Origin of the sequence: Massilia niabensis (genome assembly GCF_042655085.1) — a bacterium.
GTDB lineage: Bacteria > Pseudomonadota > Gammaproteobacteria > Burkholderiales > Burkholderiaceae_D > Telluria > Telluria niabensis.
Map to the genome: position 1 here is coordinate 115,495 of NZ_JBHSMU010000008.1, position 25,480 is coordinate 140,974.

Here is a 25,480-nt window from a genome sequence, read left to right on the forward strand (position 1 = left end):
GCTTGCTCCACTGACCATGCCTGATAATCATGCCTGAATTCGCAAGCCGCGATCCGCGCGCACCCGATTTCTGGGACGAGCGCTTCGAACGCGGCTTCACGCCCTGGGACCTGGGCGGCGTGCCGGCTGCCTTGCACGATTTCGTCAAGGCCAGCGAAGGGCCGCGCACGGTCCTGATTCCCGGTTGCGGCACTGCATACGAACTGATTTACCTGAATGATGCCGGCTGGGATGCGCTCGCCATCGATTTTTCGCCGGCGGCGGTGAGCCGGGCGCGCCAACTTGCCGGCCAGTGGGCGCCGCGCGTGCTCGAAGCGGATTTCTTTGCCTGGGAGCCGCAGCGCCCGCTCGACCTGATCTATGAGCGCGCCTTCCTGTGCGCGATGCCGCCAAGCCTGTGGCCGCAGCTCGCGGCGCGCTGGGCGGCGCTGCTGGTGCCGGGCGGCCTGCTGGCCGGCTTCTTTTTCTTTGGAGAGTCGCCCAAAGGCCCGCCCTTCGGCATCGCCAGGACGGCGCTCGAGGCGCTGCTGTCGCCCCATTTCGAGCTGGTCGACGAGGCAGCGGTTGCCGACTCGCTGCCGGTGTTCGAGGGCACGGAACGCTGGATGGTCTGGCGCCGCCGCTAGACGCACAGGCAAAAAAAATGCCCGCATGCGCGGGCTCGGGAAATACAGCGTTCTTGTACGGCCATGCGGCGATTCGGGATCGCGCCAACTTCTGTTTCTTGATCATTCGTGCGGCTGGTCGTTTGCCCAACCGGCAGCATGCTGTTCAGGGATGCTATTTAAACATACAGTTGACACTCGGCAAACCGAACCTTGCGCGATGCTGGCGAAAAACAACACTATGGGCTTGGGCGCCCGGGCGCTTCGCCCTGGATGTCATCCGCCGCCCATCCTCTCGCCGGCCTTGCCCCCGAAAAGCTAACACCGGCCCTAAAAGCTTTATAATTCAGGGTTTTGAAGATTTTTGCGGAGTATCACATGCCGATTTACGCTTACCGCTGCGACGAATGCGGTTTTTCCAAAGATGTACTGCAAAAAATTTCTGACCCGGTCCTCACCGATTGCCTGTCTTGCGGCAAGAGCGCGTTCAAGAAACAGGTGACTGCCGCCGGTTTCCAGCTCAAGGGTTCGGGCTGGTACGTGACCGATTTCCGTGGCGGCAAAGCGCCGGCGACCGGAGCGGCACCTGCCGCCGCTGCGTCCGATACGGCCGCCGCTCCTGCTGCTGCCTCTTCCTCGGGCGACGCCGGCAAGAGCGCCGGTTCTGCTCCCGCTGCCGCGGCACCAAGCGGCGACAAGAGCGCGTCCTGATGGGATCACGCCCTGCGGCCTTTGGGCCGCAGCAATAAGAACAACGAGAACGCGATGCGCAAATATTTCCTCACCGGCCTCCTGATCCTGGTTCCCCTGGCGATCACGGGCTGGGTCCTGAACCTGGTCATCGGCACGCTCGACCAGTCGCTGATGTTCGTGCCCGAGCGTTGGCAGCCGCGCAACCTGATCGGCATGGATGTGCCGGGCATCGGTGCGATCCTGACGATCGCCATCGTCTTCCTGACGGGCTTGCTGACGAATAACCTGGTCGGCAAATGGGTCGTGCGCGTGGGCGAGCGCCTGCTCAAGCGCGTTCCCGTGGTCAGCTCGCTCTACGGCAGCGTGAAGCAGGTGTCCGACACCCTGTTTTCGTCGTCCGGCAACGCCTTCCGCCAGGCCGTGCTGATCCCGTATCCGCATGCCGAGTCGTACACCATCGCGTTCCTGACCGGCGTGCCCGGCGGCGACGTGAAGAACCACCTGGTCGGCGAGTACGTCAGCGTCTACGTGCCGACGACCCCGAACCCCACCTCCGGCTTTTTCCTGATGATGGAACGCAGCAAGGTCGTCGAGCTGGACATGACGGTCGATGCGGCGCTGAAATACATCGTCTCCATGGGAGTGGTGGCGCCGGGCGACACGCCTGTCAGCGCCCCCGTCGCCCGCGACGTGGTCACCCACTAAGAACAAGCAAGCATCAAGGCCGCCGCGGGCGGCAACCGATACACCAACCTGGAATAGAGAAAAATATGTCCTCCATGCGTACCAACTATTGCGGCCTCGTCACCGAAGAACTGCTGGGCCAAACCGTCAGCCTGTGCGGCTGGGTACACCGCCGCCGCGACCACGGCGGCGTGATCTTCATCGACCTGCGCGACCGCGAAGGCCTGGTGCAGGTGGTCTGCCACCCGGACAATGCCGACGTGTTCAAGGCTGCCGAGCATGTGCGCAACGAGTACTGCCTGCGCATCACCGGCACCGTCGTCAACCGCCTCGAAGGCACCGCCAACGCCAACCTGAAGTCGGGCAAGATCGAGATCAACACCACGCAACTGGAAGTGCTGAACCCTTCGGTGCCGGTGCCTTTCCAGCTGGACGACGACAACCTGTCGGAAACTACCCGCCTGACGCACCGCGTGCTCGACCTGCGCCGCGGCCAGATGCAGCACAACCTGCGCCTGCGCTATAAAGTGTCGATGGAAGTGCGCAAGTACCTCGACAACCTGGGCTTCATCGACATCGAAACCCCGATGCTGACCAAGTCGACCCCGGAAGGCGCCCGCGACTACCTGGTGCCGTCGCGCGTTAATCCGGGCAACTTCTTCGCGCTGCCGCAGTCGCCGCAGCTGTTCAAGCAGCTGCTGATGGTCGCCAACTTCGACCGTTACTACCAGATCACCAAGTGCTTCCGCGACGAAGACCTGCGTGCCGACCGCCAGCCGGAATTCACCCAGATCGACTGCGAAACCTCGTTCCTGACGGAACAGGAAATCCGTGACCTGTTCGAAGACATGATGCGCGTCGTCTTCAAGAACGCTGCCGGCATCGACCTGCCGAACCCGTTCCCGGTGATGGATTTCGCCACCGCCATGGGCATGTATGGTTCGGACAAGCCGGACATGCGCGTGAAACTCGAGTTCACCGAACTGACCGAACTGATGAAGTCGGTCGAGTTCAAGGTCTTCAACAGCGCCGCCAACATGGCCGGCGGCCGTGTGGTCGGCATGCGCGTGCCGCAGGGCGGCTCGATGCCGCGTTCGGAAATCGACGCCTACACCCAGTTCGTCGCCATCTACGGCGCCAAGGGCCTGGCCTACATCAAGGTCAACGAGAAGGCAAAAGGCCGTGACGGCCTGCAGTCGCCGATCGTCAAGAACATCTCGGACGAGGTCCTGGCGCAGATCCTGGAACTGACGGGCGCGCAGGATGGCGACCTGATCTTCTTCGGCGCCGACAAGGCCAAGGTTGTCAACGACGCCATCGGCGCGCTGCGCGTGAAGATCGGCCACTCGGAATTCGCGAAGAAGGCCGGCCTGTTCGAGGAAACCTGGGCGCCGCTGTGGGTCATCGACTTCCCGATGTTCGAGCACGACGAAGAAAACAACCGCTGGACCGCGACCCACCACCCGTTCACCGCGCCAAAAGACGGCCACGAAGACATGCTGGAAACGGATCCGGGCGCCTGCATCGCCAAGGCCTACGACATGGTCCTGAACGGCTGGGAACTGGGCGGCGGTTCGATCCGTATCCACCGCGAAGAAGTGCAGAGCAAGGTCTTCCGCGCGCTGAAGATCGACGCCGAAGAAGCGCAATTGAAATTCGGCTTCCTGCTCGACGCCCTGCAGTACGGCGCGCCGCCGCACGGTGGCCTGGCCTTCGGCCTGGACCGCCTGGTGACCCTGATGACCGGCTCGGAATCGATCCGCGACGTGATCGCCTTCCCGAAGACCCAGCGCGCGCAGGACCTGCTGACCAATGCGCCGTCGGAAGTCGACGAGAAGCAGCTGAAAGAGTTGCATATCCGCCTGCGTAATGAGCCTAAGGTCGGTTGAACCGAAAGTCGGCTAAGCACGGCTGGCCTGATGGCTGGGTAGAATAGGGGCCGGAGCGTCGTCAATGACGCTCCGGCCTTTTTTATTTGCATAACAAGGATAGTCAGTGCACAAGATTCCAGAATCCGTCCTCGTCGTCATCCACACGCTTGACCTGGATGTGCTGCTGATCGAGCGCGCCGACCGTCCCGGCTTCTGGCAATCGGTCACCGGTTCGCTCGACACGCCGGACGAGCCTCTGCTGGCCACCGCCACCCGCGAGCTGTTCGAGGAAACCGGCATCGTCGCCGATGGCGAACGCATCCGTTTGCACGACTGGGGCCTGTCGAACATCTACGAGATCTACCCGACCTGGCGCCACCGCTACGCGCCTGGCGTCACCCACAACACCGAGCACGTGTTTTCCGTCTGCGTGCCACGCGACATCGCCATCACGCTGAGCCCGCGCGAGCACCTGCAGTACGCCTGGCTACCGCTGCTCGAAGCCGCGGACCGCTGCTTTTCGTCGTCGAACGCGGAAGCGGTCCTGCAACTGCCGCGTCATATCCAGCGTTAGCCGCCGCGCCGCCGCAGACTAACTTTTCTGTCGGTAAATTGCATACACTCAATACGATCCGGGACCTTGTTTTAATATAAAGAAGTGCGATTAAAATCGTTCGCTTCGCCTCCGTCCTGGAGTAATCTGGTCAAATGAACAATGACCATGACCCGGCCGGCGCCAGCCATTGGCACCTCGGCCCCATCATCGACGCGCTGCGCACCTCGCGCGAGTCGACCCATAACATCCGCCACCAGGGGCGCGTACGCGAGCTCCCCTCGCGCGCCGTGCTGCAGCAGGTGATCGAGGGCGTGTCGGCGGCGCTGTTCCCGACCCACTATGGCCGCCCGGACCTGAACGACGAAAGCATCGATTATTTTGTCGGCGACACCCTCAATGTCGCACTCGACCGCCTGGTCGGGCAGGTGCGGCGCGCGCTGCGTTTCAATCCCGGGCTGGAAGATGCGGGCGAGCTCGAACTGGCCGAGCAGGCGCGCAGCATCACGCGCGCGTTCGCAGGCAGCTTGCCCGACATCCGCGCCTTGCTGGTGTCGGACGTGCAAGCGGCGCTGGCCGGCGACCCGGCCGCCAGTTCGGTGGCCGAAATCATGCTGTGCTATCCCGGCACCATTGCGGTGCTGTACCACCGGCTGGCGCACTGCCTGCATCGCCTCGGCACGCCTTTCCTGGCGCGCCTGGCGGCCGACATCGCCCATACGCTGACCGGGATCGACATCCACCCCGGCGCCCGGATCGGCGCCAGCTTCTTCATCGATCACGGCACGGGTGTCGTGATCGGCGAAACCGCGATCATCGGCCAGCGCGTGCGCCTGTACCAGGCCGTCACACTTGGCGCGCGGCGCTTCCCGACGGACGACAATGGTGCGCTGCTGAAAGGCGCGCCGCGCCACCCGATCGTCGAGGACGACGTCGTCATCTATGCCGGCGCCACCGTCCTCGGCCGGATCACGGTCGGCGCCGGCTCGACCATTGGCGGCAATGTCTGGCTGACGCAGAGCGTCGCGCCGGGCAGCAACGTTACCCAGGCCCAGATGCGGAACGTGTAGCCTTTTTGAATGCCGAAAGGAAGAGATACCGCTTTTCGATACGCGTCAAGCGTTTTTCGTGCGTAGGCGAAAATACAACGGCAGACCTCCAAAAGTCCTACAAAATGATTGCTTAAAAACGTACAAAGTATTTCTTGTTAGCACACAAAAAAATGCTTTTTAGCAATCATTAGTTTTCATTGCCTTAGGGAAAAATCGTTAGACTGGGCCGTAAAACGGCCTATTTTGCATACAAATTGATACAATTATGCGACTCAATTAAACAAATTATGTACGGAAACTTTCCTGCTTACATCTAGAAACATGTTCCTGTAGGAAAAAAATTGCTATAAAATTTGCTATGTTATCTCGCGCACAATAGCTCCGGCGTTTGACAATCGGAAACGAGTCGCATATCGTCAACGGCTCGCATCAAGCGAGTTTTTGATCTGCAACACAAAAGTCCAATCAACGGATTCTGGGAGAACGCAATGGAACAATTCGAACCAACGCACGAGAAAGTCAAGGCAGTCAGCGTGGACAATGAGTGTTTTTACATCGACCTGCAGTGCGGGTTACGCCTTGCCGGCCCGCGCCTGATTTCCGTGCCTTTGGCCGAAGCGGAGCACCTGGCTTCGCCTCGCAACGCGGCCCTGCGTAAAAACTGGGAAGCAGCGCCTGCGTTTGAATGATCCTGCGCGCGGGGGTAGCGGTTCCCAGAAGACCGCGCCCCGCGTCCGCACGATTGGAAGCGTTATAAAAAAGAACACGGACTGATGGGGTTAGAATGTTCCCATGAAGATTCGTGTCGCAACCTATAATATTCACAAAGGCGTCTCGTCCTTGCGTAGTACCCCCAGGGTACTGGCACTGAAAAAGGCGATCTCCGAATTCCACGCCGATATCGTGTTCCTGCAAGAAGTGCAGGGACGGCACGACCGCCACCAGGTGCGTTACGGCGAGCATGCGCATACGCACCGCCATTGGCCGGACGAAGCGCAGTACGAGTACTTTGCCGGCGACTCGCACCATTCCGCCTACGGCATGAACGCCGTCTACGACCACGGCCACCACGGCAATGCCTTGCTCAGCAGTTTTCCGATCGAAAACAGCCATAACCACGACGTTTCCGACCATGCCTACGAGCAGCGCGGCATCCTGCATTGCGTCCTTGAAACGCCAGCTGGCAAGGTCCACTGCTATGTCGTCCACCTCGGCCTGTTCGAGGGTGGGCGCGGGCGCCAGACGCTCCAGCTGATCGAGGCCGTCAGGCATTCGGCGCCGAACGACGAGCCGGTGATCATCGCCGGCGATTTCAACGACTGGCGCAACACCCTCAGCGACCGCCTGCGCCAGGCACTGGGCGTGACCGAGGTATTCGATGAGCTCGGGCCGAAGTCGCCGCTTGGCGACATGGTGCGCGGCTGGGCCGGCCGCCAGCCGCGCCTGGCGCCGGCGCGGACCTTCCCGGCCGCGCTGCCCTGGTTCCGGCTCGACCGCATTTATGTGCGCGGCTTCAAGGTCGACAATGCCCAGGTGATGGCCGGTTCTATATGGGCCAAACTGTCCGATCACGCTCCGATCGTCGCCGAACTGCAGCTGGCCTGAGCCATGCGCAGCGTTACTTACGTAGCGAACAACGATGTCACCCTGCTGGAAACCGGGCAACAGCTGTTCCCGGCGATGATCGCGGCGATCGACGCCGCCCAGCAGGAAATCCTGTTCGAAACCTATATCTTTGCCGAAGACGCGGTCGCCGGCAGCATTGCCCAGGCATTGATGCGCGCCGCGCGCCGCGGCGTCAAAGTACGGGTACTGGTGGACTGGTTCGGCACCGGCGACCGTGCCTGCCGCCGCATCGGTGAAGCCTTTGCCGCCGCCGGCGTGCATTACCGCGTGTTCAACCGCTGGTTCAGGCGCGGCATCGCGCGCACCCACCGCAAGATCACGGTGGTCGACCGTGCCACGGCTTTTGTCGGCGGCATCAACATCAACGACGACATGCTGTGCGACTACGATCCCAGACGCTCGCTGCCGGCCCCGCGCTGGGATTTCGCGGTATGCGTGCGCGGGCCGCTGGTGGAACAGATCCATTTCGAGGCCCAGGCCCAGTGGATGCGGGCCGGCCACCTGAAGCTGATCCACCGCATGGAGCTGTTTCTCGAAACCCAACGCGAAACAAGACGCACGGGCGTGCGCCAGCCGCCGGGCGAGGCCGTGCGGCCGATGCGGGCAGGCTTTGTCGTGCGCGACAACCTGCGCAACCGGCGCACGATCCAGCGCGCCTATCTGCAGGCCATCGGCCAGGCAAGGAAAAGCGTGCTGCTGGCCAATCCGTACTTCGCGCCGGGCCGCAAGTTCCGCGACGCCCTGGCCCAGGCCGCGAGCCGGGGTGTCGAGGTGACGCTCCTGATCGGCGTCGGCGAATTCCGCCTGCAGGACGCCGTGGCGCGCTCGTTTTACCCGAAGCTGCTGGCCGCCGGCATCCAGGTGGTCGAATACCGCAAGACCCAGCTGCACGCGAAGATCGCGGTGGTCGACGACGACTGGGCCACCGTCGGCTCGAGCAACTGCGACGGCCTGTCCCTGTTCCTCAACCAGGAAGCGAACATTGTCGTGAGAAACGCCTCTTTTGCCCAGGCCGTGCGTACCCATATCAGAGGGGGCATCGCCGACGGCGTCGTCGTGCGTCCCGAGGAATTCGAAGGCATGGGATGGGTGCGCAGGGCATCGTATGAGCTGGCGTACCTTCTCTATAAGTTGACGATGCGCGTGTTTGCCATCGGTTACGCATAAGGAAGAGCAGGGTTATGGAAGACAACAACGTACGCATCGACAAGTGGCTGTGGGCCGCGCGCTTTTTCAAAACCCGTTCGATGGCAACCGACGCCGTCGACCGCGGCCGCGTGCGCATCGGCGGCGAACCGATCAAGCCGGCGCGCGCCGTGAAGGTGAACGACAAGATTTTCATCGACAACGGCTCGGACCGCTGGGAAGTCGTGGTGCTCGGCATTTCCGACAAGCGCGGCGCGGCCCCGATTGCGCGCGCGCTGTATAGCGAGACCGAAGACAGCATCACGCGGCGCGAGAACGATTCGGAGGCACGGCGGCTGTTTCCGGAGCCGGGCAGCAGTATCAAGGGGCGACCGACCAAGCGCGACCGGCGGGCGATTTCGCGGGCTGGGGGGTAGGCATGTTTTTTCGTCGAGGCTACGCTGGGGCTGGTTGAACGCGTGCGCGGCAGAGCCGCACACCCTACGTCCCTCCGAGTCACGTTAGCGTTCCGCGAGCCAGCGTAGGGTGGGCGGGTCTCCCGCCCACGCGTTCAACCAGCCACTGCATAGTCGCGAAGCTGCCCCACCTCAATCCTAGAACCCCACCTCTAAGTTCCTGTTTGACATTCGACGGCCGATAGATAATAGTACGAGCGTTCGGATTTTTCGATTCACGCGAGGGACTGCCATCAACACTTCAGCCAAATTCATGCGCAAGGGCGAGCAGACGCGGGCCGCGATTCTCGACGTCGCGCTCGAGTTGGCCAGCCGTAATGGCCTCGAAGGCCTGACCATCGGCCTGCTGGCGGATCGCATGAGCATGAGCAAGTCGGGCGTGTTCGCGCACTTCGGTTCGCGCGAAGACCTGCAGATGGAAGTGCTGAAGCTCTACCACCACCGTTTCGAGCAGGAAGTCTTTTTCCCCAGCGTGAAAGAGCCACGCGGCTTGCCGCGCCTGGAATCGATGTTTGCGCGCTGGCTCAAGCGGGTATCGGTCGAAATCGCGTCGGGCTGTATTTATATCAGCGGCGCGGTGGAGTACGATGACCGGCCGGGCCCTATCCGCGAATCGCTGGTCGCGATGGTGCTAGCCTGGCAGGGCGCCTTGCTGCGTTGCGTGCAGCAGGCAATCGATTGCAATGACCTGAAGGCCGGCACCGATCCCGAGCAGCTGGTGTACGAATGCTACGGGCTGATCCTGGCCTTGCACCACGACGCACGTTTCCTGCGGATTCCCGGCGCGGTCGAACGCGCCAACCGCGGCTTCGCGCGGCTGATCGAGAATTACCGTAATCCCGTTCAAAGCAGGTAGTGGGCACATCCGCAGCCGGATTCGCCCGCTCCATCAGTATCAAAACCAAGTTCTAAATATCTTACCTTCGTCAGGAGAAAACCATGGGTCAGTACGTCGCGCCAATTCGGGATATGCAGTTTGTGCTGCACGAATTCCTCAACGTCACCGAAGAGTTCAAGAACTTGCCGGCGTACCAGGAGATCGACGCCGACATCATCAACCAGGTGCTGGAAGAGGGCGCGAAATTCACGCAGGAAGTGCTGTTCCCGCTGAATCACTCCGGTGACCGCGAAGGCTGCCATTACGATGCCGCCACCAAGACGGTGACGACCCCGAAGGGCTTCAAGGAAGCCTATAAACAGTACGTCGAAGCCGGCTGGGGAGCCCTGGCCTGCGATCCTGAATACGGCGGCCAGGGTCTGCCTGTCTCGCTGAACAATTCGTTCTACGAAATGCTCAACTCGGCCAACCAGGCCTGGACGATGTACCCGGGCCTGTCGCACGGCGCCTACGAGTGCCTGAAAGAACACGGCACCGACGAGCAGAAGCAGTTCTACCTGCCGAAGCTGGTCTCGGGCGAATGGACCGGCACCATGTGCCTGACCGAAGCGCACTGCGGCACCGACCTGGGTCTACTGCGCTCGAAGGCCGAGCCGCGGGGCGACGGCACCTATAAAATCACCGGCTCGAAGATCTTCATCTCGGCCGGCGAGCACGATGTCGCCGAAAACATCATCCACCTGGTGCTGGCGCGCCTGCCGGACGCACCGGAAGGCTCGAAAGGCATCTCGCTGTTCCTGGTGCCAAAATTCCTGCCGAACGCCGATGGCTCGCTCGGTGAGCGCAACCCGATCTTCTGCGGCGCCATCGAAGAAAAGATGGGCATCCACGGCAACGCCACCTGCCAGATGAACCTGGACGGCGCCGTCGGCACCCTGATCGGCCAGCCCCATAAAGGCCTGAACGCGATGTTCGTGTTCATGAACGCGGCCCGCCTGGGCGTGGGCATGCAGTCGCTGGGCCTGACCGAAGTGGCGTACCAGAACGCCCTGGTGTACGCGAAAGACCGGATCCAGATGCGCAGCCTGTCGGGCCCGAAGGCCCCGGACAAGCCGGCCGACCCGATCATCGTGCACCCGGACGTGCGCCGGATGCTGTTGACGGCCAAGGCCTACGCTGAAGGCGGGCGCGCTGTCTGCTCGTATGTCGCGCTGCAGATCGACCGCGAACTGAACCACCCTGACGAAGAAGTGCGCAAGGAAGCCGCCGGCGAAGTCGCGCTGCTCACGCCCATCGTGAAAGCCTTTATCACCGACAACGGCTGGATCGCGACCTCGGAAGCGATGCAGGTCTACGGCGGCCACGGCTACATCAGCGAGTGGGGCATGGAGCAGTACGTGCGCGACGCACGCATCAACATGATCTACGAAGGCACCAACACTATCCAGTCGCTCGACCTGCTGGGCCGCAAGATCCTGATGGACAACGGCGCCAAGCTGCGCGCCTTTGGCGAGAAGATCAAGGCCTTCGTGGAAGAGAACGGCCTGGACGAGTCGATGTCCGAATTCGTGACGCCGCTGGGCGAGCTGGGCGAAAAGGTCGGCAAGCTGACCATGGAAATCGGCATGAAGGCCTTCACCAACCAGGACGAAGTGGGCGCGGCTGCCGTGCCTTACCTGCGCGTCGTGGGCCACATGGTGTTCAGCTATTTCTTCGCGCAGATGGCGAAGATCGCGCTGGAAAAGAAAGACTCGGGCGACCGTTTCTACGAAGCGAAGCTGGCCACCGCACGCTTCTACTTTGCCCGCCTGTACCCGGAAACCGCGATGCTGATCCGCCAGGCACGCTCGGGCGCGAACAACCTGCTGGCGCTCGACGCCGACCTGTTCTAAGAACGAAGGGATAAAACCATGACCAATTTCACCGTCAAGAAAGTCGCCGTGCTGGGCGCGGGCGTGATGGGCGCGCAGATCGCTGCGCACTGCATCAACGCCAGGGTGCCTGTCGTGCTGTTCGACCTGCCTGCGAAGGAAGGCCCAAAGAACGGGATCGTCCTGCGCGCCATCGAGAACCTGAAAAAACTGTCGCCGGCCCCGCTGGGCAACAAGGATGACGCCTCGCTGATCGAAGTGGCCAACTACGAAGACAACCTCGACGTGCTGGCGGGTTGCGACCTGATCATCGAAGCGATCGCCGAGCGCATGGACTGGAAACACGACCTGTATAAAAAGGTCGCACCGCACATTGGCGCCAATGCGATCTTCGCGTCCAACACCTCGGGCCTGTCGATCAACAAGCTGGCCGAAGGTTTTGACGAGGAACTGAAGGCGCGCTTCTGCGGCGTGCACTTCTTCAACCCGCCGCGCTACATGCACCTGGTCGAACTGATCCCGACGGTTGATACCCGTCCTGAAATCCTGGACCAGCTCGAGACCTTCCTGACCTCGGTCCTGGGCAAGGGCGTCGTGCGCGCGAAAGACACGCCGAACTTCATCGCCAACCGCGTCGGCATCTTCGGCATGCTGGCCACGATCCACGAAGCCGAAAAATTCGGCCTGTCGGTGGACGTGGTCGACGACCTGACCGGCGCCAAACTGGGCCGCGCCAAGTCGGGTACCTTCCGCACCGCCGACGTCGTGGGCCTGGACACCATGGGCCACGTCATCAAGACCATGCAGGACACCCTTCAGGACGACCCGTTCTTCAGCCTGTACAAGACGCCTGAAGTGCTGGCCAGGCTGATCGAGAAGGGCGCCCTGGGCCAGAAGACCGGCGGCGGTTTCTACAAGAAGGTCGGCAAGGACATCCAGCGCCTCGACTTTGCGACCGGCGAATACGTCGCCGGCGGCGGGAAAGCGGCCGACATCATCGCGCGCATCCTGAAGGAAAAGGACCCGGTCAAGAAGTTCAAGGCCATGCGCGACTCGACCAACCCGCAGGCGCAGTTCCTGTGGGCGATCTTCCGCGACGCCTTCCACTACATCGCGATCCACCTCGACACCATCGCCGACAACGCGCGCGATATCGACTTCGCCATGCGCTGGGGCTTCGGCTGGAGCGTTGGCCCGTTCGAGACCTGGCAGGCCGCAGGCTGGAAGCAGATCGCCGAATGGGTGAAGGAAGACATCGACGCCGGCAAGGCGCTGACGGATGCACCGCTGCCAGCCTGGGTGTTCGAAGGCCAGGTCGCCGAGAAGGGCGTGCACACCGCCGAGGGTTCGTATTCGGCCGCCTCGAACAGCTACGTGCCGCGTTCGAACCTGGCCGTCTACGAGCGCCAGGCCTTCCGCGCACCGGTGCTGGGCGCAGGCGTCACCGACGCAAAAACCGCCGGCACCACCGTGTTCGAGGACGACTCGGTGCGCCTGTGGCATACCGGCGACGAGGTCCTGATCATCTCGCTGAAGACCAAGATGCACGTGATCGGCGAAGGCGTCGTCAAGGGCCTGCAGCGCGCCATGGCGGAAGCGGAAGCCAACTTCAAGGGCCTGGTCATCTGGAACACCGACGCCACCGAAGGCGGCGCGTTCTCGGCCGGTGCCGACCTGCAATCGGCCCTGCCTGCCTTCATGGCCGGCGGCGCGAAAGCAATGGACCCGATGGTCCGCCAGCTGCAGGACGTCTTCATGCAGATGAAGTACTCGAATGTGCCAGTGGTGGCTGCCGTTGCCGGCCTGGCGCTGGGCGGCGGCTGCGAGATGGCGCTGCACGCGTCCAAGCGCGTGGCCTCGATCGAGTCCTATATCGGCCTGGTCGAAGTGGGCGTCGGCCTGGTGCCGGCCGGCGGCGGCCTGAAGGAAGCGGCAGTGCGCGCTTTCACGGAAGCCAAGGGCAACGACATCCTGCAATTCCTGAAGACCGGTTTCACCAACGCGGCCACGGCCCAGGTGTCGAAGTCGGCGCTGGAAGCGAAAGCGATGGGCTACCTGAAGGAAGACGACATCATCGTCTTCAACACCTACGAGCTGCTGCACGTGGCGAAGGTCACCGCGCGCGCCATGTTCGACGCCGGCTACCGCGCTCCAGCGAAGCGCCCGGTCACCGTGACCGGTCGCTACGGCTGGGCGACGATCCGCGGCCAGCTGGTCAACATGCGTGACGGCGGCTTCATCTCGGCCCACGACTACAAGCTGGGCGACATGATCGCCGAGATCGTGACCGGCGGCGACGTCGACCAGGGCAGCGTGGTGTCCGAGCAGTGGCTGCTCGACATGGAACGGAAAGCCTTCCTCGAACTGCTGAACAACCCGAAGACGCAAGAGCGGATCATGGGCATGATGCAGACCGGCAAGCCGGTGCGGAACTAATTACAGGACGACTGACATGAGCAAACAACTTCAAGACGCATACATCGTCGCAGCGACCCGCACCCCTATCGGCAAGGCGCCGCGCGGCATGTTCAAGACGACCCGCCCGGACGACCTGCTGGTGGCCGCCATCCGCGGCGCCATGGCCGCCGTGCCGAACCTCGACCCGGCGCTGATCGTCGACGCCATCGTCGGCTGCTCGTTCCCGGAAGCCGAGCAGGGTTTCAATATTGCCCGCAACTCGGTCATCCTGGCCGGCCTGCCGAACACGGTCGGCGGCGTGACCGTCAACCGCTACTGCGCCTCGGGCATCACGGCCCTGGCCATGGCGGCCGACCGCATCCGCGTCGGCGAAGCCGACGTGATGCTCGCCGGCGGCATCGAGTCGATGTCGATGGTGCCGATGATGGGCCACCACCCCTCCATTAATATGGAGACGTTCAGGGACGAGAACGTGGGCCTGGCCTACGGCATGGGCCTGACGGCCGAGAAGGTCGCGCAGCAGTGGAAAGTGTCGCGCGAAGACCAGGACGCATTCGGCCTGGAATCGCACCGCCGGGCCATCGCCGCCCAGCAGGCAGGCTACTTCAAGGACGAGATCACCCCGGTCGAAATCATCACCCGCACGCCGAACCTGGCCACTGGTGAAATCGACGTCAAGCGCCGCACCGTGGACGCCGACGAAGGCCCGCGCTCCGACGCCAGCATGGAAGGCATGGCGAAACTGAAGCCGGTCTTTGCCGCCAAGGGCACCGTGACCGCTGCAACCTCGTCGCAGATGTCGGACGGCGCCGGTGCGCTGATCGTGGTGAGCGAAAAGATCCTGCGCGAGCACAACCTGACCCCGCTGGCGAAATTCTCCTCGTTCGCCGTGCGCGGCGTGCCGCCGGAAATCATGGGCATCGGCCCGAAGGTCGCGATTCCTGCGGCGCTGGCCGCCGCCGGCATCACCCAGGACCAGCTGGACTGGATCGAGCTGAACGAAGCCTTCGCCGCGCAGGCCCTGGCCGTGATCCGCGACCTGGGCCTGGACACGGCCAAGGTGAACCCGATGGGCGGCGCGATTGCCCTCGGCCACCCGCTGGGCGCCACCGGCGCCATCCGCGCCGCGACCGTCGTGCACGCACTGCGCCGCAACAACCTGAAGTACGGCATGGTGACGATGTGCGTCGGCGCCGGCATGGGCGCGGCCGGTATCATCGAGCGCGTTTGATTTTTCGAATCAGGCCGTGTCGACGTGCGCGTTGATGCGGCCCATGAGTCCGCGTGGGCATGAATGCCCACCCTACCGAATCGTAGGGTGGGCACTTGTGCCCACGCGGTCTTTCGTGCGGCTAAAACACCCGGAGACAGAAACAATGACCATCCTGACGAATAAAACCGACGGCATCCTCACCATCGAATTCAACCGCCTCGAGCGCAAGAACGCCATCACCGGCGCCATGTACACCACCATGGCCGACGCATTGCTCGACGCCGAGCAGGACCCGCAAGTGCGCGCCGTCCTGATCACCGGCAAGCCGGAAATCTTCACCGCCGGTAACGACCTCGACGACTTCCTGAACAACACGGGCGAAGGCGCCATGCTTGAGGACCGCCCAGTGTTCCAGTTCATGCGCGCACTTGAGGGCTGCACCAAGCCGGTCGTGGCGGCCGTTGCCGGCGCGGCGGTCGGCATCGGCACCACGATGCTGATGCACTGCGACCTGGTATATGCCGCAGACAATGCGAAATTCTCGATGCCCTTCACCCAGCTCGGCCTGTGCCCGGAATTCGCGTCGTCCCTGCTGGTCGCGCAAACCGCCGGCTACACCCGCGCCGCCGAAAAGCTGATGCTGGGCGAAGCCTTCCTGGCCCAGGAAGCGTTCGAGATGGGCATCGTCGCCCGCGTGGTCCCAAGCGCCGAACTGCTGCCGTTCGCCCAGGCGCAGGCCGCCAAGCTGGTGGCGCTGCCGGCCGCCTCGATCCGCGCCACCAAGGCGCTGATGAGGCGCCCGCGCGCGGCATTGGTCGCCGAGACGATCGCCGTCGAAAACAAGCAGTTCAGCGCGATGCTGACCGGCGCCGAGGCGAAGGAAGCGTTTACCGCCTTCTTCCAGAAGCGCAAGCCGGACTTTTCGAAGTTCGATTGAACGTAGCAGGCAAGGCTGGGCCTTGCCTGCAAACACGGCCTGAAGCCCTGGCCGGCGCCGGCTGCCTACATGCCCGGCACATCCACCAGATACGCCACCGTCGTGCACTTGCCGCTGCTGTCGGTCACGGTGAGCCTGACCAGGTAGCTGCCGGCCCTGGCGTAGGCATGCTGCCCGCTGACGCTGCCAACGTTGCGTGATCCGCTGACGGTGCCGACGGTCTGGCTGCCGTCACCCCATGACCAGACGGCCTTGTGGCGGTCGCCCGGGTCCACATCGCGGAAGCTGGCGGAGAACGACAGCAGGGTGTTGGCGCGCGGCGTGCCCGTCATCTGGACGGGGCCGGCAACCGGAGGCTGCTGGGAGGCGCTACCCGGCACCAGCAGCACCAGGCCCGTGTTGCCCTTCGCGACGATCGTGCCGTTGTCCGAGATCGCGCTCGCTTCCTCCAGCACCAGCTCCGGCGGGGCGCCGGAAATGCGGGTATTCAGGTCGACGACGCCGTCCGCGCGCGTCCAGACAAAGGCCCGGCCGCTGAAGCTGCCGACCACCTGGTCCAGGTTGTTCAGGTCACGCGTGCTCGTTTCCACGCTGGCGTCGGCCGGCCCGAGGATGAGCGGCCCGTTCTCGCGGCTCCAGATAAAACCCTTGTTGGCGCCGCCGTAGGCGCGGGTCGATCCGATCACGAGCCCCTTCTCGTTGATTTTCCGGGCGAGCGACGAGTTCGCGCGCGGCAGGCCAAGGTCGAGCACGCCCTTGTGCGGCGCCCACAGGAGGGCAATTTCACCCGAATGGGGAGACACGCCGTGGCCGACGACCTGGCCGGCGTTATTGATGTCCGACGCAGCCGAGTACGAGGTGCCAAAGGTCTCCAGCGCCAGCGGGGTCGTCCCTGGCCAGGCGACGGCAAGGCGCGGCTCGCTATTGCGGCCTGCCGATTCCCCGACAACGGTGCCGGCGTCGTTCAGCGCGGCGCCGTAGGCGCCGTTGTCGAGCGCACCCCGCACGACCATGCCGCCTCGCGGCGTCCAGCGAAACGCTTGTCCCCACCCGTTCGGGAAACGGACGCTGCCGGTCACCCATCCGCGGCGGTTGATGTCGGAGGCGCCGGAACTTGCCGCTCCTGGCGGGGCCAGCCTGATCATCCCCGTTTCCCTGCTCCAGAGGAAAGCATGCGCCTCGTTGCCTATCGAACTGATCGACGAAGTGCCGGCGACTTGCCCGGCGTCGTTCAGCGCCGCGATCGTGGCGACGGGGCCGCCGAGCGTCCCGAGATCGTGCACCACATTGCCGTCGTAAAATTTGGCGCGCTCCGAGCCCCAGCTCACGGTCGGCGACCGCGTCGGGTCGTATTCGTTGAACGCGACCTGGCCTTTCGCATTGATGCGCGGCTCGTAGGCCCAGAGCGTGGACAGCTGGACGACGCGATAAGTGGTGCTGGCGGGCGCCGGAGCGGGCGAGGCCAGCGCGGCTGTAGCGGATGCGGCGAGTGCCACGAGCGCGCCTGGCCACCAGCGCACCCAACTGTTCCTGTGCTGCACGCCTCCTGCAGTTCTCATTTGCATGTGTTCCTCCTGGGCTAGTTCGTGTGCTCCATCAAAATGCCACACAGAAATAGGTGGTAAACGAGGGCACTCCCGCCAGCATAAGTACCATGGCCGAATGAGTACTGGGCCAGCTCAAGAGTTCGGCTGGCAGCGCCGGGAAGGCGCCGAAAAGGCGGGAAGGTCTGCGCTAATGAGGGGCAATGAGGTGGCCAATGGGATGGCCAATGGGATGGCCAATGAGGCGGCCAATGCGGCCGCGAAGAATATGGTGCCGGTATGTTTCCCGACCGCCGACGCCGGTAGGGCAGCGGGGGCTGCCTGGTTCTTGCGAACAGGCGTATCTTCGCTCCCAAATGTGACGGGCGTTTGACCGGCGCGTGACAATCTGGCGACGATACAGGCCTTTACACGCGCCTTGCCGCCCCGGCCGATTTGTCGAGCAGGCTGTCGCACATCGTCAGCACCGCGCGCACCAGCTCGGCCGGCGCGACGGGTTTGGCGAGGTATTCGTCGAAACCCGCCTCCAGCGAGCGCAGCCGGTCTTCGCGGCGCGAGAAGGCGGTCAGGGCGAGGGCACGCACGCCCGCTACCTGGGCATTGCCTGAGGCGCGCACGCGGCGCATCAGTTCCAGGCCGTCCATTTCCGGCATGCCGATGTCGCTGATCATCAAGTCCGGCTTGAGCTGGTCGATTTTCTGCAGGGCTTCGTAGGCGGTCGATGCGGTGACGATGGTCGCGGCCATGTCGGCCAGCACGTAATGGACGATGTCGAGCGAATCGCGCTCGTCATCCACCACCAGGATCGTCAGCCCGGCCAAGGCGCCGCTGCTGGCGCGCACGGCGTCGAGGTCATGCGCCTTGACCAGGCAATCCGGCGCCGGCGTCGCCTCGGTTTCCGTACCGATGAGCGGCATGCTGAGGGTGAAGGTGGCGCCCCTGTTCTCGCCGGCGCTGGCGGCCGTCAACTGGCCGCCCTGCAGTTCGACCAGTTGCTGGGCGATCGACAGGCCCAGCCCGAGGCCGCCGTGGTGGCGGGTGGACGAGGCGTCGGCCTGGCGGAAGCGGTCGAATACGAAGGGCAGGAATTCGGGCCGGATGCCGATGCCGGTGTCGGCCACCTCGATCACGATGGCGTCACCCAGGCGCTTCGAGCTGATCCGCACTAGGCCCCCGCTCGGCGTGAACTTGATGGCGTTCGACAACAGGTTGGTCATCACCTGCTGCAGGCGGCCGGCGTCGGCGGCGAGCGGGCCGGCATGGCTTTCGATCCGGGTTTCCAGGCGCACGCCCTTGGCGATCGCGGCCGGGCGCACCGTCTCCACTGCGGCGGAGATGAAGTCCGAGGGCCAGGTGCGGTCGACCTCGATGCGGATCTTGCCGGCGATCAGGCGGCTCATGTCGAGCATGTCTTCGATCAGTTGCGACTGCGCGCGCGCGTTGCGCTCGATCGTCTGCAGGCCGCGCTTGAGCATTTTCTCGTCCTTGCCGCCATCCATCAGCAGCTGCGCCCAGCCGAGCATGGCGTTGAGCGGCGTGCGCAGCTCGTGCGACAGCGTCGACAGGAATTCGTCCTTCATTTCGGACAGGCGCTCGGCTTCGACGCGCGCTTTTTGCTCGTGCAGGTAGAGGGTCTCGTGTTCGGCCGAGGTGGCCAGCGAAGCGGCCAGGATGCGAGAGCGGTCTTCCAGGCGCGAATCGTAGACCGCGACGAGGGTGGCGATGGTCAGCAGCAACAGGGCGGTCACGGTGACCATCGCGGCCAGCAAGTCCTGGCTGATGCCGGCATCGGCGACGAGGCAGACACTGCCGGGCTGGAAATGCGCCGCTTCCATGCCGGTGTAGTGCATGCCGACGATGGCGCCGCCCATGACCACAGCGGCGGCAAGCTGCGCGAGCCGGCCGCGCAGGTGACGGTCGCGCAGGTGGAAGGCAATCCACAGGGCGCCGGCCGAGGCGCTGATCGCGATCGCCACCGAGGCGGCGAACAGCAGCGGATCGTATTCGATGCCGGGGCGCATCCGCATCGCCGCCATGCCGGTGTAATGCATCGCGTTGATGCCCATGCCCATCAGCACCGAGCTGATGGCGAAATGGGAAGCGGTGGGCGCCGGGCGGCTGATCAGCGACATGGCAAGCAGCGAGGCCAGCACCGGCAGCAGCCAGGACACGAAGGTCATGGCGACGTCGTAGCCGACCGGGAAGGGCAGGCGGAAGGCCTGCATGCCGATGAAGTGCATGGCCCAGATGCCGGAGCCCATGGCAAAGGCGCCGCCGCCCATCCACCAGTAAGTCGCGCTCCCGGTTGAATGGCGCACGCGTTCGGCCAGGCTCAGCGCAGTGTAGGAAGCGTAGATCGCAACCAGGATCGACACCACGACTAGCGTTGGTTCGTAATGTCCAAGAGGCATGGCAAGTTTATTGGCTCACCGGAAGCACGGTGTAGCGGGAAGAAAGCTGAAAAGTCGAGTCTACACGGGCGCAGCCGCGTCTGCAGTAAATTTCCTTGGCGCAACTTGTGAGTGGCGTATCGCTGCAACAGATCAAGACTGGTTCTTGAGCTTGGTCAAAAGCAGGGCGCGGGAGGTGCGTTAGCGGTCCCGGGCACGTTTGCATTGCCGCCCGGGCGCCAGGTCAGCGCTTCAGGATGACCGCCGCCATTGCCGCGACCGCACCAGCTGCCGCGACGGCCCAGGGGCCGATGCGCATCTCGCCTGCTTGCCCGCCCGGCACCGCCAATGGGCCGGATGCCGGGCGCCAGCTGTCGCGCTGCGCGGCGGCGGCGCGGACGGACGCCGCTTCGGTCTCGTAAAAGGCGGAGAAGCGTTCCAGGTCGACCGGGTTGAGGGTCGCCATGAAGGCCACGATCTGGTCATGCTGGTCGAGCCGCACCTGGTAATGGTTGCGCCCGGCCGCCACGGCGCTGCGCAGGTGTGCCGCTTCGTTTTCGACCAGTTCGCGTACGCTCTCCCGCGTAATGACGGGAAGAACGATTCTGGGTCGCTCGACGCTTCGTCTATCGGTTTGCACGTGCTGTCTCTCTCGGTAACGCTATATAGATGGCAAGTCTACGTCGCCACCTGTATCGTTGCCAACACACTTGGCAGCGAATTGTTCCGGAACGCTGCGGCGAGTGTGTCATCGCCGGTCAAAAGAGTCTAAAATTTCCTTTCGGAAAATATATTTCATTAGATGATCACTTTGTCACGCCGCTTGCGGGCAGTTTGCCCGGCTTGCTGCCCCCATCCTGACAAAGCTCCCCCATCCGCCGGCGACGCAGAAACGAGCATCCATTGAACGACTTGACCAACGCAGCACGCCTCGCAAGGCTTGCTGAAGAAAATACCGCCCTGATCGAAAACTCGCTCGACCTGATCGCCCTGACCGACGCCGAAGGTTATTTCCTTCGCCTCAACAGCGCGGTGACCGAGATCCTGGGCTATCTTCCCGAGGAGCTGGTCGGGCGCAACTACAGCGAGCTGCTGAGCGTCGAGGATCGTGAAAAATTCCAGGCCTTGCGCACCGAGCTGCGCTCCGGCGTATCGACCCGGCGCGGCCTCGAGCACCGCTGGATACGCAAGGATGGCAGCGAGATCATCATGTCGGTCTCGGTGCGCTGGTGCGCCCTCAGCCAGGTGACCTACGCAACGGCACGCGACATCACCGCGCAGCACCTGGCGCGCGAGCAACTGCACAAGTCGCAGCAACAGCTGCAAGTCATGCTCGAGAGCATCGGCGACGCCTTTTTCGCGGTCGACCGCGAGTGGCGCATCACCTACGCCAACCGCAAGGCGGGTGCCTTCGTGAACGTGGACGTGGGCGCCAACATCGGCCGCAACCTGCTCGAGGTGGCGCCCGACCTGCGCCATTCCGACTCGCTCGGCTATTACGTCAAAGCCATGGAAAGCGGCGTCCCCTGTTCCTTTGAATCGTTCTGGGAGCCGTCCGGCGTCTGGGTCGAAGTGCGCGCTTATCCGAGCGAGGATGGCTTGTCCGTGTATTTCCACGACATCACCTTCAAGTACCAGGCTGAGCAGGCGCTGAAGAAGAGCGAGCAGCGCTTTCGCAACCTGTTCCAGCAGGCGGCGGACAGCATCGTCATTGCCGACCACGAGCTGCGCATCATCGCCGCCAACGGCCGCGCCTGCAGCAACTTCGGCTATACCGAGGAAGAATTCCTGGGCTTGAGCGTGCGCGACATCGACTGCGGCTACACCTATGGGGAAGACCTCGCGGCGGCGCTGAGCGGCGGACAGACCCAGCTAGTGCGTATCGAAAAGCGGCGCCGCGACGGTACGACCTTTCCGGCCGACGTCCACATCTCGCGTTTCGAGGACGGCGGCAACGAATTTTTCCAGGCCATCATCCGCGACGTGACCGAGCGCGAGGAGGCGCAGAACCGGCTGCAGGAACTGGCCACGCACGATACGCTCACCGGCCTGCCGAACCGTGCGCTGCTGGGCGAGCGCGTGCAGCACCTGCTCGACACCTGCCCGCCCACCGTCTCGGTGGTGGCCATGTTCCTCGACCTCGACCGCTTCAAGGAAGTCAACGATTCGTTTGGCCACGAGTTCGGCGACGTCCTGCTGTGCGAGGTCGCGGCGCGCCTGCGCCGGGTGATCCGCCCGACCGACGTCATCGCCCGTCTCGGCGGCGACGAATTCGTGATCGCCGCCCATTGCCCGGCGGGGCGCACCGCCGCCGCACGCATCGCCGAAAAGCTGCTCGACGTCCTGACCGCGCCGATCACCATCGCCGGCCAGGACGTGATCATCGGCGCCTCGATCGGCATCAGCCAGTTCCCGTTCGACGCTCCCACCAAGGAGCAGTTGTTCCAGGCGGCCGACACCGCCATGTACCGGGCCAAGGCGGCGGGGCGCAACCGGGCGCGCTTTTTTGAGCCGGAAATGGCGGTCGCCACGCGCGAACGGATGACGCTCGAAACCTCTCTGCGTCCGGCGCTGGCGCGCGGCGAATTCGAGCTGCACTACCAGCCGCGCATCGACTTGCGCGACATGTCGGTGCTCGGCATGGAGGCGCTGATCCGCTGGAACCACCCGGAGCGCGGCCGCGTGTCGCCGCAACAGTTCATCCCGATTGCCGAAGAAACCGGCCTGATCGTCCAGATCGGGCGCTGGGTGCTGGAGGAAGCCTGCGTCCAGACGCGCCGCCTGATCGATGAACTGGGGCGCACGATCTGCGTGTCGGTGAATGTCTCGGCGCGCCAGCTGGCGCATCAGACCTTTGTTGACGAGGTAAGGCAAGTGCTGCTCGACACCGGCCTGCCGCCGGCTTGCCTCGAGCTCGAGCTGACCGAGAGCGCCCTGATCGACGACATCGAGCGCACCGCGCACATGCTGCGCGAACTGCACGAGCTTGGGGTAAAACTGGCGGTCGACGATTTCGGCACCGGCTATTCAGGGCTGGCCTACCTGCGCAGCTTCCCGATCGACGTGCTCAAGCTCGACCGTTCGTTCGTGCTGCAGCACGACGAGCGCATCAGCGCCTTCGACTTCGTGAAAGCGTTTGTCGACATGGCGCATGCGCTGAAAATGTCGGTGGTGGCCGAAGGCGTCGAGACGCTCGATGTCGTCGAGTTCCTGCGCTCGGCCGCCTGCGATGAAGCCCAGGGCTATTATTTTGCCCGGCCGATGCCGCTGGGCGAGCTGCGCTCGCTGCTGGCAAACGAGGCCTGCGGCGCAGGCGGGCACGCCGGGCTGGCTACCATTTCCTCCGAAGAGTGCTGAAGCTGGCCTGAATGCGCGGGCCGGTCCGGCTCAGGGCGCGCCGCCCAAGTCGCGTTCGTGGCCGTCGTCGGTCGACTCCTCATGGACTGCGGTGAACCGTTCCGTTGCCGTGCTGTCGTCGAGGTCGAGTCGCGATTCGTCGCCAAGCTCGGGCGGTTCGAGCATGTCGCGGATGAGCGCGGCCAGCTCCGGGGTGTCCCACTCTTGGCCGGCGCGCTGGTGCGCCTCGATGAAATGGGTGATTTCGCGTTCCTGCTGAACGCTCAGGGGCAGGCCGCGAAACGCGGTGCCCGGTTGCGATTCGATCATGATGGCTCTCCTGCCGAAGCGGTTGCCCCACCCGCACATCCAAGCTACGCCGATTCGACCCGCGCAGGCGCACGCCAGTGCAGCGTTCCACGCAAGGGCGCCAGGCCAATTCACCTCGAAGGACGTCCTGCCGATTCTGATCAATATTTCCAAATGGCTACCGCGCGCTAGGTTCCTGAACGCGGCGATAGACTCCGGGTTGGCTCTAGATTGCGCAGCCGGGTCGCTGCGCAGACATGCCGATGTCAATTTGAAAGGGAGCGGTGCATCGGAGACGTGATGCCGGCTCCTTCCCCAACCCCAGGAGAGCATCATGCAAAAAAACAAAGCTTTGAAGGGACTGCTCGCCGTATCGGTAGCAGCCGCCATGTTCAGCGCCTTCAGCGTCCAGGCACAAACCGCCACCTCGAACCAGAGCGCGGCCGAGCTGCAAAAGCAGACCGACCAGGGCACGGCCAACATGACCGGCAAGACCGCCCGTGACGGCACCGCCGGCAACACCAACAGCCAGGGCATGGAGGACCGCAGCGGCCAGGTCGGCTCCAGCACCGCCGGTCAGACCACGACCGGATCGGGCAGCACGGCCACGGGCGCCACGTCGGGTACTGCCGGCCACAGCGGTCACGCCGGCCATAGCGACCAGAGCGGCAGCACGGCCGGCAGCGCCGGCATGAGCGGCAGCACCGGCACCGGCGCCACCGGCATGTCGAGCCAAACCTCGGGCCAGTCCGGCACGGCGGGCGCGACCGCCGCCGGCACCGCGAAAATGAACAAGGCCGACAGCAAGGGCATCATGGACATGGCGATGGTGAACATGGCCGAGATCGAAATGGGCAAGCTGGCCCAAAGCAAGAGCCAGAATCCGGAGGTAAAAACCTACGCCCAGCAAATGATCGACGACCACACCAAGGGCCTGGCGGAAGTGCAAGGCGTGGCCCAGTCCAAGGGCGTGACCCTGCCGACCGAACTCGATACCAAGCACAAGGCCATGTCGAACAGGCTGGCGAAGCTGAGCGGCGAGAAGTTCGACCGCGAATACATGAAGGTCGGCGGCCTGGCAGCGCACAAGGAAGCGCACGCCCTGCTGAAAAAGAACCAGAAGGCCGCCAAGGATCCTGACGTTCAGGCCCTGGTGACCAAGATGATGCCGGTGGTGGAGCAGCACCTGAAATCCGCCCAGCAGATGCCGACCGCCAAGGCCGGTACGACGTCGGGCAAATAAGCGGGCAAACAAGCATCGTTTGATTGCTCAGGCACCCAGGTGCCTGATGGGCGCGCAAGACGGTAAAACTGTCCTGCGCGCTTTTGTTTGTGCGCTCAGCCCGCCTTGGTCTTGCCATCCAACCGTTCGATAACGATTTCGATGCCGACGATCGCCTTGAGCAGCCTGTCGATGTAGTCGCGCGGCGCATCGTCCGGCGACCACGGCTGGGCCTCGGCCGCCTCGTGCACGGCGCTCTGGCGACGCAGCAGGGCCATGATCCACGCCGGATCCTCGACGGTGCGAAGGCGTCCGTGGGCATGCACGACGCTGTAGTTCCAGGTCGGCACCACGCGGGTGTCGCCGGGATGGCGCATGCTCGTCCTTGGCGGCACATAGCCCGATTCGCCCCGGAACACCACCATCACGGCCTCACCGTCGTTGCGCCACAGCGGATTGGCGCGGGCGACATGGGCACGCAGCACGCCCAGCGGCGCGTCGCCCGGTGCGATCTCGAACGGAATGTGGTCGGCATCGATTCCGGATGCGCCGTGCGACACCAGCATGCCGAGCGGATGCGCGCTGATTAAGGCATGCAGCATGGCGGGGCGGGTTTCGGCCGTCGAGGCAGGGATATACATCAGCGCTTCTCCGCGATAAAAAAGTCTTATCCTAAGGCAAAACGGGCGTGGTTGAAATAACCATGTTGCGGGCCGC

General features: G+C 63.9%; 22 protein-coding genes. 17 read left to right on the forward strand and 5 right to left on the reverse strand.

The annotated features are described in order from the left end of the window. Nucleotides 1–29: 29 nt before the first annotated feature. The 15 genes from ACFPN5_RS07445 (at nt 30) to ACFPN5_RS07515 (ending at nt 15,962) form a co-directional block, all read left to right on the forward strand. The gene (locus ACFPN5_RS07445) at nt 30–626 is read left to right on the forward strand and encodes a methyltransferase domain-containing protein (RefSeq protein ID WP_379781680.1); all 597 of its coding nucleotides are present in this window, start codon (nt 30–32) and stop codon (nt 624–626) included. A gap of 357 nt (nt 627–983) precedes the next feature. Then, the gene (locus ACFPN5_RS07450) at nt 984–1,316 is read left to right on the forward strand and encodes an FmdB family zinc ribbon protein (protein ID WP_379781682.1); all 333 of its coding nucleotides are present in this window, start codon (nt 984–986) and stop codon (nt 1,314–1,316) included. 54 nt (nt 1,317–1,370) lie between these two features. Beyond that, complete coding sequence (locus ACFPN5_RS07455) at nt 1,371–2,003, forward strand: DUF502 domain-containing protein (protein WP_379781684.1); 633 nt, start codon at nt 1,371–1,373, stop codon at nt 2,001–2,003. Nucleotides 2,004–2,077: 74 nt separating this feature from the next. Next, entirely contained in the window at nt 2,078–3,871 is a 1,794-nt protein-coding gene (gene aspS, locus ACFPN5_RS07460) for an aspartate--tRNA ligase (protein ID WP_379781949.1), read from the forward strand. A 106-nt stretch (nt 3,872–3,977) separates the two neighbouring features. Beyond that, nucleotides 3,978–4,427, forward strand: coding sequence for a dihydroneopterin triphosphate diphosphatase (gene nudB / locus ACFPN5_RS07465; protein WP_379781686.1), 450 nt, complete (start codon nt 3,978–3,980; stop codon nt 4,425–4,427). Nucleotides 4,428–4,561: 134 nt separating this feature from the next. Continuing rightward, nucleotides 4,562–5,476 carry a serine O-acetyltransferase EpsC gene (gene epsC / locus ACFPN5_RS07470; protein WP_379781688.1) on the forward strand — a complete coding sequence of 305 codons (915 nt, stop codon included), beginning with the start codon at nt 4,562–4,564 and terminating at the stop codon, nt 5,474–5,476. Between the two features lie 470 nt (nt 5,477–5,946). Next, a complete protein-coding gene (locus tag ACFPN5_RS07475; RefSeq protein WP_379781690.1) occupies nt 5,947–6,147 on the forward strand; it encodes a hypothetical protein in 201 nt (66 codons plus the stop codon). A gap of 103 nt (nt 6,148–6,250) precedes the next feature. Continuing rightward, on the forward strand, nt 6,251–7,063 hold the full coding sequence (locus tag ACFPN5_RS07480; protein WP_379781692.1) for an endonuclease/exonuclease/phosphatase family protein: 813 nt from the start codon (nt 6,251–6,253) through the stop codon (nt 7,061–7,063). A gap of 3 nt (nt 7,064–7,066) precedes the next feature. Continuing rightward, nucleotides 7,067–8,251, forward strand: coding sequence for a cardiolipin synthase ClsB (clsB, locus tag ACFPN5_RS07485; RefSeq protein ID WP_379781694.1), 1,185 nt, complete (start codon nt 7,067–7,069; stop codon nt 8,249–8,251). 14 nt (nt 8,252–8,265) lie between these two features. Next, nucleotides 8,266–8,646, forward strand: a complete 381-nt coding sequence (locus tag ACFPN5_RS07490; RefSeq protein WP_379781696.1) for an RNA-binding S4 domain-containing protein — start codon at nt 8,266–8,268, stop codon at nt 8,644–8,646. A 292-nt stretch (nt 8,647–8,938) separates the two neighbouring features. After that, complete coding sequence (locus ACFPN5_RS07495; RefSeq protein WP_379781698.1) at nt 8,939–9,541, forward strand: TetR/AcrR family transcriptional regulator; 603 nt, start codon at nt 8,939–8,941, stop codon at nt 9,539–9,541. An 83-nt stretch (nt 9,542–9,624) separates the two neighbouring features. Then, on the forward strand, nt 9,625–11,415 hold the full coding sequence (locus ACFPN5_RS07500; RefSeq protein ID WP_379781700.1) for an acyl-CoA dehydrogenase C-terminal domain-containing protein: 1,791 nt from the start codon (nt 9,625–9,627) through the stop codon (nt 11,413–11,415). Nucleotides 11,416–11,433: 18 nt separating this feature from the next. Beyond that, nucleotides 11,434–13,830, forward strand: coding sequence for a 3-hydroxyacyl-CoA dehydrogenase/enoyl-CoA hydratase family protein (locus ACFPN5_RS07505; protein WP_379781702.1), 2,397 nt, complete (start codon nt 11,434–11,436; stop codon nt 13,828–13,830). 16 nt (nt 13,831–13,846) lie between these two features. Further along, complete coding sequence (locus ACFPN5_RS07510) at nt 13,847–15,043, forward strand: acetyl-CoA C-acyltransferase (RefSeq protein ID WP_379781704.1); 1,197 nt, start codon at nt 13,847–13,849, stop codon at nt 15,041–15,043. Nucleotides 15,044–15,188: 145 nt separating this feature from the next. Next, nucleotides 15,189–15,962 (forward strand): enoyl-CoA hydratase, encoded by a 774-nt coding sequence (locus tag ACFPN5_RS07515; protein WP_379781706.1) that lies wholly within the window; start codon nt 15,189–15,191, stop codon nt 15,960–15,962. Nucleotides 15,963–16,027: 65 nt separating this feature from the next. Here ACFPN5_RS07515 and ACFPN5_RS07520 read toward each other — a convergent pair whose 3' ends face one another. From ACFPN5_RS07520 to ACFPN5_RS07530, 3 genes are all read right to left on the reverse strand, one after another. Next, complete coding sequence (locus ACFPN5_RS07520) at nt 16,028–17,527, reverse strand: PKD domain-containing protein (RefSeq protein WP_379781708.1); 1,500 nt, start codon at nt 17,525–17,527, stop codon at nt 16,028–16,030. Nucleotides 17,528–17,913: 386 nt separating this feature from the next. Continuing rightward, on the reverse strand, nt 17,914–19,917 hold the full coding sequence (locus ACFPN5_RS07525) for a hybrid sensor histidine kinase/response regulator (protein WP_379781710.1): 2,004 nt from the start codon (nt 19,915–19,917) through the stop codon (nt 17,914–17,916). A gap of 223 nt (nt 19,918–20,140) precedes the next feature. Beyond that, nucleotides 20,141–20,536 (reverse strand): hypothetical protein, encoded by a 396-nt coding sequence (locus ACFPN5_RS07530; protein ID WP_379781712.1) that lies wholly within the window; start codon nt 20,534–20,536, stop codon nt 20,141–20,143. Nucleotides 20,537–20,799: 263 nt separating this feature from the next. Here ACFPN5_RS07530 and ACFPN5_RS07535 point away from each other — a divergent pair, with 263 nt between their 5' ends. Then, entirely contained in the window at nt 20,800–23,253 is a 2,454-nt protein-coding gene (locus ACFPN5_RS07535; RefSeq protein ID WP_379781714.1) for a sensor domain-containing protein, read from the forward strand. A 30-nt stretch (nt 23,254–23,283) separates the two neighbouring features. Here ACFPN5_RS07535 and ACFPN5_RS07540 read toward each other — a convergent pair whose 3' ends face one another. Beyond that, a complete protein-coding gene (locus tag ACFPN5_RS07540) occupies nt 23,284–23,562 on the reverse strand; it encodes a hypothetical protein (RefSeq protein ID WP_379781716.1) in 279 nt (92 codons plus the stop codon). Between the two features lie 313 nt (nt 23,563–23,875). Here ACFPN5_RS07540 and ACFPN5_RS07545 point away from each other — a divergent pair, with 313 nt between their 5' ends. After that, nucleotides 23,876–24,784: a DUF4142 domain-containing protein gene (locus ACFPN5_RS07545; RefSeq protein ID WP_379781718.1), complete on the forward strand. Its 909-nt coding sequence runs from the start codon at nt 23,876–23,878 to the stop codon at nt 24,782–24,784. 95 nt (nt 24,785–24,879) lie between these two features. Here the strand turns inward: ACFPN5_RS07545 and ACFPN5_RS07550 are convergent, their stop codons facing one another. Next, on the reverse strand, nt 24,880–25,404 hold the full coding sequence (locus ACFPN5_RS07550) for an FMN-binding negative transcriptional regulator (protein ID WP_379781720.1): 525 nt from the start codon (nt 25,402–25,404) through the stop codon (nt 24,880–24,882). Nucleotides 25,405–25,480: the final 76 nt, after the last annotated feature.

Coding starts and splice junctions, on each gene's coding strand:
- ACFPN5_RS07445 (WP_379781680.1), top strand. CDS start 30: ATGCCTGAATTCGCAAGCCGCGATCCGCGCGCACCCGATTTCTGGGAC.
- ACFPN5_RS07450 (WP_379781682.1), top strand. CDS start 984: ATGCCGATTTACGCTTACCGCTGCGACGAATGCGGTTTTTCCAAAGAT.
- ACFPN5_RS07455 (WP_379781684.1), top strand. CDS start 1,371: ATGCGCAAATATTTCCTCACCGGCCTCCTGATCCTGGTTCCCCTGGCG.
- aspS (WP_379781949.1), top strand. CDS start 2,078: ATGCGTACCAACTATTGCGGCCTCGTCACCGAAGAACTGCTGGGCCAA.
- epsC (WP_379781688.1), top strand. CDS start 4,562: ATGAACAATGACCATGACCCGGCCGGCGCCAGCCATTGGCACCTCGGC.
- ACFPN5_RS07475 (WP_379781690.1), top strand. CDS start 5,947: ATGGAACAATTCGAACCAACGCACGAGAAAGTCAAGGCAGTCAGCGTG.
- ACFPN5_RS07480 (WP_379781692.1), top strand. CDS start 6,251: ATGAAGATTCGTGTCGCAACCTATAATATTCACAAAGGCGTCTCGTCC.
- clsB (WP_379781694.1), top strand. CDS start 7,067: ATGCGCAGCGTTACTTACGTAGCGAACAACGATGTCACCCTGCTGGAA.
- ACFPN5_RS07490 (WP_379781696.1), top strand. CDS start 8,266: ATGGAAGACAACAACGTACGCATCGACAAGTGGCTGTGGGCCGCGCGC.
- ACFPN5_RS07495 (WP_379781698.1), top strand. CDS start 8,939: ATGCGCAAGGGCGAGCAGACGCGGGCCGCGATTCTCGACGTCGCGCTC.
- ACFPN5_RS07500 (WP_379781700.1), top strand. CDS start 9,625: ATGGGTCAGTACGTCGCGCCAATTCGGGATATGCAGTTTGTGCTGCAC.
- ACFPN5_RS07505 (WP_379781702.1), top strand. CDS start 11,434: ATGACCAATTTCACCGTCAAGAAAGTCGCCGTGCTGGGCGCGGGCGTG.
- ACFPN5_RS07510 (WP_379781704.1), top strand. CDS start 13,847: ATGAGCAAACAACTTCAAGACGCATACATCGTCGCAGCGACCCGCACC.
- ACFPN5_RS07515 (WP_379781706.1), top strand. CDS start 15,189: ATGACCATCCTGACGAATAAAACCGACGGCATCCTCACCATCGAATTC.
- ACFPN5_RS07520 (WP_379781708.1), bottom strand. CDS start 17,527: ATGCAAATGAGAACTGCAGGAGGCGTGCAGCACAGGAACAGTTGGGTG.
- ACFPN5_RS07525 (WP_379781710.1), bottom strand. CDS start 19,917: ATGCCTCTTGGACATTACGAACCAACGCTAGTCGTGGTGTCGATCCTG.
- ACFPN5_RS07540 (WP_379781716.1), bottom strand. CDS start 23,562: ATGATCGAATCGCAACCGGGCACCGCGTTTCGCGGCCTGCCCCTGAGC.
- ACFPN5_RS07545 (WP_379781718.1), top strand. CDS start 23,876: ATGCAAAAAAACAAAGCTTTGAAGGGACTGCTCGCCGTATCGGTAGCA.
- ACFPN5_RS07550 (WP_379781720.1), bottom strand. CDS start 25,404: ATGTATATCCCTGCCTCGACGGCCGAAACCCGCCCCGCCATGCTGCAT.